This window comes from Bacillus sp. J41TS8, assembly GCF_018333035.1.
GTDB lineage: Bacteria > Bacillota > Bacilli > Bacillales > Bacillaceae > Bacillus > Bacillus paralicheniformis.
In genome coordinates this window covers 1-359 of sequence record NZ_BORF01000048.1, presented here as the reverse complement: position 1 = coordinate 359, position 359 = coordinate 1, and the positions used below count along the sequence as shown (strand labels likewise).

Sequence of the window (359 nt, the reverse complement as noted above, 5' to 3'; positions counted from 1 at the left end):
GGCGGCGTCCTACTCTCACAGGGGGAAGCCCCCAACTACCATCGGCGCTGAAGAGCTTAACTTCCGTGTTCGGCATGGGAACGGGTGTGACCTCTTCGCTATCGCCACCAAACTATTGCCTTCAGGACGAAGGTACTGGGCGTTCCTCACAGGATGTGAGGGCCTTTAGCCGAGTTTCCTTGCCTTTGGCTTTCTGAGAGGTGTTCTCTCAAAACTAGATAACGGTCAGACGATTCACAAACATTTAGGTTAAGTCCTCGATCGATTAGTATCTGTCAGCTCCATGTGTCGCCACACTTCCACCTCAGACCTATCAACCTGATCATCTTTCAGGGATCTTACTTCCTTGCGGAATGGGA

At 51.5% G+C, this 359-nt stretch carries 2 rRNA genes; both read right to left on the bottom strand.

Annotation, left to right across the window (positions count from 1 at the left end):
* Positions 1 to 112, bottom strand: a 5S ribosomal RNA gene (rrf, locus tag KI350_RS22775); the annotation flags it as partial.
* Positions 113 to 245: 133 nt separating this feature from the next.
* Positions 246 to 359 (bottom strand): 23S ribosomal RNA (locus KI350_RS22770); the annotation flags it as partial.